This is a genomic window from Bradyrhizobium sp., assembly GCF_050014615.1.
In the GTDB taxonomy this organism is placed as follows: Bacteria; Pseudomonadota; Alphaproteobacteria; order Rhizobiales; family Xanthobacteraceae; genus Bradyrhizobium.
Genome location: NZ_JBEKCZ010000233.1, coordinates 1 through 8,103 on the forward strand (window position 1 = coordinate 1; position 8,103 = coordinate 8,103).

Sequence of the window (8,103 nt, forward strand, 5' to 3'; positions counted from 1 at the left end):
GCCGATACCAACGAGGAAGCGGCCAACAGCCAGGCGCTGTCGACCCGCCAGTCGATCGCGGTATCCGCGCTGTCGCTCGCCAACCAGTCGCAGCAGAGCGTGCTGCAGCTGCTGCGCTGATCTCACTAGCCAAGCTTCAAAGTCGCGGCCCGGGTAGCAATGCCCGGGCCGCAGCCATTTTTGGCGCCCTGGATCCATGGGTCAGCCGTACCGCCTCGAAAAACCCGACATCCGGCCCGATGGTTCGTGCTAAATTAGCGACAGGCGGCGGACGGACCATCCGATCTGCCATTTCGTCGCTGCAGGAGTTTAAGCGGAACATGCGCGGAACGGTTCGAAAAATCTCAATGCCGCGCCGGTTCCTCGCCGACCTCATGCACGCCTCAATCCGCGTGCCATTCGTTTCGCTGCGGCGAACCCTCAACATCCGTCAACTGATCGAGGCCCGCGCGATGATGGCGCAGCCGCCCGGCTTCGCGGCGATCTTCGTCAAGGCGTTCTGTCTGGTGGCGAAGGACGAACCCGTGCTGCGCACGCTTTACGCCAAATGGCCGTGGCCGCATTTTTATGAATTGCCGCGCAATGTCGGCGCGGTTGCGATCGCGCGCGTCGAAGACGGCGAGGATTGCGTCCTGCCGCAAAAAGTCACGGCGCCGGAGGAGTTGCCGCTCGCGCAAGTCGATGCGCTGATCCGGCACGCCAAGGACGCACCGGTCAGCGAGGTGCCGGCGTTCCGGAAGATATTGTTCACGACGCGGCTGCCGTTGCCGCTACGCCGCCTGATCTGGCTGGTCGGCATTAATTTCGGACGTCAGCACGCCAACTATTTCGGCAATGTCGCCGTAACATCGGTCGCCGCGTATGGGGCCGGCGAGCTCCATGCGCTGAGTCCCGGTCCATATATCCTCAGCTATGGGGTGGTAGGGCCGGACCAGAGCATCGATGTCGTGATCCGCTGGGATCACCGGGTTACCGACGCGGCCCTGATCGCAAAGGTCCTGACCCGGCTGGAACAGGTGCTGAACACCGAGATCGCGGCTGAATTGCGCAGCCAAAGGCAGCAAACCGAGCCAAAACCGGTCCTGGCGGTCGCGACCTGACAGATCACCCCGGAATGACCGGTTTTTGCCCCAAAACTTGGGTCTAATCGTTTGACAGAAAGGCGGTTTCTCCCTAGAAACCGCCTGCTCGCGGGCCGGTTTCGGCCCGCGATGCGTTTCGCGACCCGTGGTCTGTTCCCTTGCTTTAGGGGCTGGACCTGTCGGCACCGGGAAATTCCCGGTGCACAGGAGGGCGCGTCTCCTCAAAACTCAAACTTTGCAAAGAGGACGCGATGACAAAGCGCAGTGAGGCGAAATACAAGATCGATCGCCGTATGGGCCAGAATATCTGGGGCCGCCCGAAGAGCCCTGTGAACAAGCGAGAATACGGCCCTGGCCAGCACGGCCAGCGCCGCAAAGGCAAGCTCTCCGACTTCGGCGTACAGTTGCGCGCCAAGCAGAAGCTGAAGGGCTACTACGCCAATATCAGCGAGCGGCAGTTTCACGGCATTTATGTCGAGGCCGGCCGGATGAAGGGCGATACTGGTGAAAACCTGATCGGCCTGCTCGAGCGCCGTCTCGACACCGTCGTCTATCGCGCCAAGTTCGTGGCCACCATGTTCGCCGCGCGCCAGTTCATCAATCACGGCCACGTCAAGGTGAACGGCCGCCGCGTCAACATCTCCAGCTTCAAGCTGAAGGTCGGCGACGTGATTGAGGTCAAGGAATCCTCAAAGCAGCTCACCATCGTTCTGGAATCAAGCCAGCTCACCGAGCGCGACGTGCCCGACTTCCTTGAGGTCGATCACTCTAAGATGACGGCGAAGTTCAACCGCATCCCGCATCTGTCCGACGTACCGTTCGCCGTGCAGATGGAACCGCATCTGATCGTCGAATTCTATTCGCGCTGATTTTATCGTCGGCATGCCCTGAGATTAAAGGCCCCGGTTTTGCCGGGGCCTTTTTGTTTGGGTAAGATCAGATGTCATTCCGGGGCGCGTCAAAGGCGCGAACCCGGAATCTCGAGATTCCGGGCCTGGTCCTTCGGACCATCCCGGAATGACGAAACCAGCCCAGAGAGCTCGCCATGTACACCCCTGCCCCACGCGATCCGAAGCAGCCGCCGGTCCGCATCAATCTGTTGTCGGATACCCAGACCCGCCCGACAGCCGGGATGCGCGAGGCGATGGCGCGGGCCGAAGTTGGCGACGAGCAGATCGGCGACGATCCCTCGGTGAACCTGCTGTGCGAGCGGGTGGCCGGTTTGCTTGGCAAGCAAGCCGCCGTGTTCATGCCCTCCGGCACCATGTGTAATGTCACGGCAACGCTGGTGCATTGCCGGCCCGGCGATGAAATCCTGGCGCATGGATCCGCGCATATCATCGCCCGCGAAGGCGGCGCCCATGCCGCGCTGGGTGGATTCCAGATCACGGCGCTGCCGGGCGACGACGGAAAATTCACGCCCGGCACGTTCCGGTCCGCACTCCATCCGCGCACCCGCTATCAGCCGCCACAGACGGTGGTCAGCGTCGAGCAGACCGCCAATATCGGCGGCGGCACGATCTGGAACAAAACCGATCTCGACGAGATCGTCCAAATCGCAAGATCGAACGGGCTCGCCACCCACATGGACGGCGCGCGGCTGTTGAATGCCTGCGTCGCGACCGGCATCGGCGCGAGCGACATGACAATGGGATGGGACTCGGCCTGGATCGACTTCTCAAAGGGGCTCGGGGCTCCGATCGGCGCCGTCATCGCGGGCTCGCGCGATTTCATCGACGAGGTCTGGCGCTGGAAGCAACGCCTTGGCGGCTCGATGCGCCAGGCCGGCATTTGCGCCGCCGCCTGCACTTACGCACTCGACCACCATGTCGACCGGCTCGCCGAGGACCACAGCAACGCCCGGGCGCTGGCGCGGGGGCTGGCGCAGATCGCCGGCGTCGACGTGCAGCAGCCCGAAACCAATCTGGTGTTTTTCAAACCCGACGGCGCCGGGATCAGCGGCAACGACATGGTCGCGCGATTGCGCCAGCACGGCGTATTGCTCGCCATGATGGACGGCCGGATCAGGGCCTGCACCCATCTCGATGTCTCCGCCGACATGATCGAGGAGACGGTCGGACTGGTGCGGGATATTGCGCGCGGCGCATAAGATAGCCGGACGCAGGAACGCTTACTGAGTTGATCTATTGACGCCAAGCATTTTGTATCCTATAAGATACATAATGCTTGAGGTTCAAAAGACCGACGAATTCGACGAATGGCTATCGAGCCTCGCGGATCAGAAGGCCCAAGCAAAAATTGCTTCTCGAATCGAGCGCCTCGGCCTCGGCAATCCCGGCGACGTTAAACCTGTCGGAGAAGGCGTAAGCGAGATGAGAGTGCCCTATGGTCCGGGGTACCGCGTTTATTTCAAGCAAACCGACAAGACCATCGTCCTTCTCTTGTGCGGCGGAGATAAGTCCACACAACAGAAGGATATAAAACGAGCGAAGGAAATCGCTGCCGAACTCTGAAAGGAACGCAAATGGTAAAAATTTCAAAATTCGATGCGGCGGATTATCTCAAGACCCCGGAAGCCATCGCTGCTTATCTAACCGAGGCATTCGCAACAGACGATGCTGCCTATATTTGTGCCGCGCTGGATACAATTGCACGAGCAAAGGGAATGACCAGCGTGGCGAAGGAAACCGGTCTTTCCCGGGAGAGTTTGTACAAGTCGTTTAGTGGCTCATCGAAACCCGAATTTGATACTGTCCGAAAGGTCATCAATTCATTCGGCGTAAAGCTTGTCGCAGAGCCGGCCGAGAGCAAGACGGCATAACTCCAAACAATCATCTGCCTCAGCGATCGGCGGCGTCCGTCGCAAGCCGCAACCAGGCAAGCATCGATGTGAACACCATCGTGAACAGCAGGGTCACGACGGTCGTCTCGCGCAGATCCGCGACGCGCCAGACATGGTTCGCAGCGTCGGTGACTTCGCCGCTTTGACCGATAACCCATGGAATCACATGGGTCAGGCCGGAACAAAGATACAGTAAAATCGCCACCAGCCGCAGCGCTCGCCCTCGTTCAGCCGTATGCACCGGCGTATCGCACCGGCGGCTGAGATAGATCGCGAACGCCTGATAGAACAGCCACGCGGTCAATAACCAGCCAAGATAATTCGACAGGGGAACGCCGAAATCCGCGCCTCCATCGTGCCATATCCAGGCTTTTGAAATGGTCGCCTCGGGCGGGTCCATCACCACATCCCATTGCGTCATCACGAATGCGGCGACAACGGGCAACACAACGAGCTGGATTTTCCCGCTCAAGCGCCGGTGTGCGCCGCCGAGCAACGTTCCGGCCACGATCCACGAGAGGTATCCCATGCCGAACCACAGCGGGCCGACGATGATCGGGATGGCTCCGACATGGATCAGGTTCGATCCGACCTCAAAATGATAATGGCCAAACGGAAACCCGGTGGCGGCGCCGATGTTCTCCATCGCAAATGTCGTCACCAGACAAATGGCCAGAAGAACCAGCGCATTCTTCCAGCCGTAGAATAATGCTGCATGAGCGCAGGCGATCGCGATTCCGAGCGCCGCCAGACCTTGCGCCAAGGGCGTCGGATTCCAGGCGAAACCGACAACCAGCACCAGATAGGTCGACAAACCGATCCAGCCGGCCGCTTCAAGCGGCGAACGCGTGTCACCGGCCTTCATTTGTCGAGCGCCTGATAAATCACCGTCTTCAATTCGGTTTGAATCCGCATGCGCTGTGACGGCGACTGCATCATCAGAATTGTGAACATGTCGTCCTTCGGATCGATAAAGAAGAAAGTGCCGCCGACGCCGTCCCAGCGATATTCACCCTCAGGCAACACCGCATTTGGCAGCGGCGCGGTTCTCACGGCAAAGCCGAGACCATAGCCGCTGTCGGCGCCCGGAAAATAGAAATGGTCGCGGGCGATTTTCGTCTCCGGCCCGATATGGTCCGATACCATCAGCGCAACAGTCTCGGGCTTGAGGTAACGCCTGCCGTCCAATGTACCACCGTTAAGCAGCATCTGGGCGAAGCGCGCGTAATCCCTTGTTGTACCGACCATGCCCGCCCCGCCGGATTCCCAGCGCCGCGGCAAGGTCGGATCAACGATTCCGGCTATCGGACGCGTAAACCGATCGGCCGGCAGCGGCTCGGCGATCAACGGCCGCTTCGCGGCATCGGCGACATAGAAAGCTGTCTCTGTCATGCCAAGCGGACCCAGCAGCCGCTGCTTTTCGAATTGAAACAACGACTGCCCGGATACCACCTCGATGACGCGACCGAGAATATCGGTCGAGTGACCGTAATCCCACAGCGTTCCCGGCTGTTCGGCGAGCGGCAGTTTGGCGATGCGCTCGGCGAACAGGGTGTTGTCGAAATCGCCCTCCAGCAGATCCGAATTCGCGTAGCGTTTTCGCGCCGCGCTGTCGCCATAGAAGCCGTAGGTGACGCCCGAGGTGTGGCGCAGCAGGTCCTCGATCGTGATCGGGCGTTTAACCGGCTCAAGCACCAGCGCCGGTTGGGCGTTTTGATCGGCTTTTTCGACGCCGACCTTCACGTCGGCAAAGGCCGGGATATATTTCGAAACGGGATCGCCGAGCGAGAGCTTGCCGTCGTCGACCAGCATCATCGCGGCGACTGAAGTAACCGGCTTCGACATCGAATAGAGACGAAAGATCGTATCCGCGGTCATCGGTCGCTTGCTTTCGACGTCACGCAGGCCGAAGTTTTCGAAATAGACGGGATCGCCGTGTTGCTGGATCAGCAGGATCGCGCCGGGGATTTTGCCGGTCGCAACCTCGTTGCGGACGTAATCGCCGACCCGCGCCAACCCTTCGCGCGAAAAGTGCGCCGACACCAGCGACGGCGATTCCGCGCGGCCGATGTCAGGCCGGCCGACGACGACCGCAATAAGCACAAATGCGAGCGCCGACGCGACGAGGCGGCACGCGGAGCCCTCAGTTTTCCAGCGCTTCATAGATCAGCTTCTTCACCTCCGGCTGGATGCGCCCGCGTTCCGAGGGCGTCTGCTCCAACAGCACAAAAAACATGTCCTGTCTGCGATCGATCACGAAATAGCAACCACCGGCGCCATCCCATTTCAGTTCGCCGAGCGAGCCCGGCGGCGGCGGCTTGGCGTTGCCGGGAGCGATGCGCACACCGAAGCCGAGCCCAAAACCGAAGCCGTCACCGGGGTAATAAAAACCATCATGCGCGACGCCGAAGCCCGGTCCGACATAGTCCGACGTCATTAAATCGAACGCCTTGGGGCTGAGATATTGCCTGCCCTCGAAGCTGCCGCCGTTGAACAGCATCTGCAAGAACCGCGCATAGTCCGCCATGGTGGAGACCATACCGCCGCCGCCGGATTGCCATTTTCTCTCAACTGCGGGGTTGCTCTCATAACCGACCCTGAAGTCGCGGTCATTCGGCATCGGCTGCGCCAGCATTTTGTGTTTTGCGGGATCGGTCACGAAAAAGCTGGTATTGGTCATGCCGAGCGGGCCGAGCAGATTGTCCTGTTCGAACTGCAACAGTGATTTTCCCGACACGATCTCGATGATGCGTCCCAGAATATCGGTCGAGTGGCCGTAATTCCACAGCGCACCGGGTTGCGTCGCCAGTGGAAGACGAGCGATGCGTTCGGCGAATTCGGCATTGTCAAAATCGCCGTCATGAAGTTTGGCGTCAGCATAGAGTTTCCGAACCAGGCCGTAGCCGTAGAAGCCATAGGTGATGCCGGACGTATGCGTCATCAGGTCCTGAATCGTGATCGGCCGGTTGACCGGCACCAGATCGAGCACCTCCTCGCCATTACCGGCTTTCCTTTCGACTCCGACCTTGGTGTTCGCGAATGACGGAATGTATTTGGCAACGGGGTCGTCAAGCCTCAGTCTGCCCGCATCGACCAGCATCATCGCCGCGACCGACGTGATCGGCTTGGTCATCGAATGCAGACGGAAGATGGTGTCATCGGTCATCGGCAGCCCGGTTGCGACATCGCGCACACCGAAGAACTCGTGGTAGACCGATTTGCCATGCTGCCGGATCAGCAGAATCGCGCCCGGAATCTTGCCGTTCGCAATCTGTTCGCGGAAATACTCGCCGACGCGCTGCAATTTTTGCGGGTTGAAATGCGCGCCGGCGGGAAGATCGAAGCCGCCTTCCGCCAAAGCCGACGGTATCGCCGCGATCACCAGCAGCGCGCCTGCGATAAGCGACCCCATGGCGTGTCGGGAATTCATTGCCGCTCCCTGGAATTCCTGCGCCGGAGAGTTTAGCGGCCGGCTCACTCGGCACAAGGGTCGCCGAATTCAGCCAGCGACTGCGCATGCAGCCGGGCGCTAGCCTCCGAAAAACAGCAGAAAATGACCAACCCGAGCGATGGCGCCACGGCCAGCGTATCGACCGTGGTCGCGACTGCAATTCGCGCCGCGCGCTCGGCGGGGAAACGATAGATGCCGGTAGAGACCGCGGGAAAGGCAACCGAAGCAAGATTGTGGGTCTGGCAAAGTTCGGTGGCGCGGCGATAGCACGAGGCCAGGGCTTCGTCTTCGCCCCGGCTCCCGCCGTGCCAGACCGGACCCACGGCATGAATCACATGCCGCGCCGGCAACCGATAACCACTGGTGATTTTGGCGCCGCCGGTTTCGCAGCCATGCAGGATGCGGCATTCCGCCAGCAGCTGCGGCCCGGCCGCACGGTGGATCGCGCCGTCCACGCCGCCACCGCCGAGCAGAGAACTATTCGCGGCGTTGACGATGGCGTCAACGCGCAGGGTGGTAATGTCGGCGACGATGACTTGCAGCCGCGCCGGGCCGATCTGGCGCGCGGACAAACTCAGGCGGTGGCGGCCGCGCTGACCGTGACGCCCTTGTCGGCGAGAAGCTGCTGCAGCTCACCGGCCTGGAACATCTCGCGGATGATATCGCAGCCGCCCACGAACTCGCCCTTGACGTAAAGCTGCGGAATGGTCGGCCAGTTGGAATAGGTCTTGATGCCGTTACGCAGATCGGCGGACTCCAGAACGTTG

11 protein-coding genes are annotated in these 8,103 nt (G+C 60.7%); 6 read left to right on the forward strand and 5 right to left on the reverse strand.

Annotated features, from left to right (window positions below):
- The 6 genes from ABR948_RS26065 to ABR948_RS26090 form a co-directional block, all read left to right on the forward strand.
- A partial coding sequence (locus ABR948_RS26065) for a flagellin (protein ID WP_291631051.1) occupies positions 1-120 on the forward strand: 120 nt, incomplete at its 5' end.
- Between the two features lie 200 nt (positions 121-320).
- A complete protein-coding gene (locus ABR948_RS26070) occupies positions 321-1,100 on the forward strand; it encodes an acyltransferase (protein WP_428123461.1) in 780 nt (259 codons plus the stop codon).
- 233 nt (positions 1,101-1,333) lie between these two features.
- A complete protein-coding gene (gene rpsD, locus ABR948_RS26075) occupies positions 1,334-1,951 on the forward strand; it encodes a 30S ribosomal protein S4 (protein WP_428123464.1) in 618 nt (205 codons plus the stop codon).
- A 176-nt stretch (positions 1,952-2,127) separates the two neighbouring features.
- Positions 2,128-3,192 (forward strand): threonine aldolase family protein, encoded by a 1,065-nt coding sequence (locus ABR948_RS26080; protein WP_428123466.1) that lies wholly within the window; start codon positions 2,128-2,130, stop codon positions 3,190-3,192.
- Between the two features lie 73 nt (positions 3,193-3,265).
- Positions 3,266-3,556: a type II toxin-antitoxin system RelE/ParE family toxin gene (locus tag ABR948_RS26085; protein WP_428123468.1), complete on the forward strand. Its 291-nt coding sequence runs from the start codon at positions 3,266-3,268 to the stop codon at positions 3,554-3,556.
- 11 nt (positions 3,557-3,567) lie between these two features.
- Positions 3,568-3,864, forward strand: coding sequence for an addiction module antidote protein (locus ABR948_RS26090; RefSeq protein ID WP_428123470.1), 297 nt, complete (start codon positions 3,568-3,570; stop codon positions 3,862-3,864).
- Between the two features lie 19 nt (positions 3,865-3,883).
- Here ABR948_RS26090 and ABR948_RS26095 read toward each other — a convergent pair whose 3' ends face one another.
- From ABR948_RS26095 to ABR948_RS26115, 5 genes are all read right to left on the reverse strand, one after another.
- On the reverse strand, positions 3,884-4,750 hold the full coding sequence (locus ABR948_RS26095) for a carotenoid biosynthesis protein (protein ID WP_428123472.1): 867 nt from the start codon (positions 4,748-4,750) through the stop codon (positions 3,884-3,886).
- Entirely contained in the window at positions 4,747-6,048 is a 1,302-nt protein-coding gene (locus ABR948_RS26100; RefSeq protein ID WP_428123474.1) for a serine hydrolase domain-containing protein, read from the reverse strand. Before ABR948_RS26100 ends, ABR948_RS26095 begins: the two co-directional genes overlap by 4 nt.
- Positions 6,029-7,315, reverse strand: a complete 1,287-nt coding sequence (locus ABR948_RS26105; RefSeq protein WP_428123477.1) for a serine hydrolase domain-containing protein — start codon at positions 7,313-7,315, stop codon at positions 6,029-6,031. The genes ABR948_RS26100 and ABR948_RS26105 overlap by 20 nt, the downstream gene beginning before the upstream one ends.
- 44 nt (positions 7,316-7,359) lie before the next feature.
- Positions 7,360-7,914, reverse strand: a complete 555-nt coding sequence (locus ABR948_RS26110) for an O-acetyl-ADP-ribose deacetylase (protein WP_428123484.1) — start codon at positions 7,912-7,914, stop codon at positions 7,360-7,362.
- Positions 7,911-8,103 (reverse strand): glutaredoxin family protein (locus ABR948_RS26115; protein ID WP_428123480.1); only part of this gene is annotated, 193 nt, incomplete at its 5' end. The genes ABR948_RS26115 and ABR948_RS26110, both read right to left, overlap by 4 nt.

Bases quoted from the DNA above. Each gene is read 5' to 3' on its own strand.
- ABR948_RS26085 (WP_428123468.1), top strand. From the start codon at position 3,266: ATGCTTGAGGTTCAAAAGACCGACGAATTCGACGAATGGCTATCGAGC.
- ABR948_RS26090 (WP_428123470.1), top strand. From the start codon at position 3,568: ATGGTAAAAATTTCAAAATTCGATGCGGCGGATTATCTCAAGACCCCG.
- ABR948_RS26105 (WP_428123477.1), bottom strand. From the start codon at position 7,315: ATGAATTCCCGACACGCCATGGGGTCGCTTATCGCAGGCGCGCTGCTG.
- ABR948_RS26100 (WP_428123474.1), bottom strand. From the start codon at position 6,048: ATGAAGCGCTGGAAAACTGAGGGCTCCGCGTGCCGCCTCGTCGCGTCG.
- rpsD (WP_428123464.1), top strand. From the start codon at position 1,334: ATGACAAAGCGCAGTGAGGCGAAATACAAGATCGATCGCCGTATGGGC.
- ABR948_RS26080 (WP_428123466.1), top strand. From the start codon at position 2,128: ATGTACACCCCTGCCCCACGCGATCCGAAGCAGCCGCCGGTCCGCATC.
- ABR948_RS26070 (WP_428123461.1), top strand. From the start codon at position 321: ATGCGCGGAACGGTTCGAAAAATCTCAATGCCGCGCCGGTTCCTCGCC.
- ABR948_RS26095 (WP_428123472.1), bottom strand. From the start codon at position 4,750: ATGAAGGCCGGTGACACGCGTTCGCCGCTTGAAGCGGCCGGCTGGATC.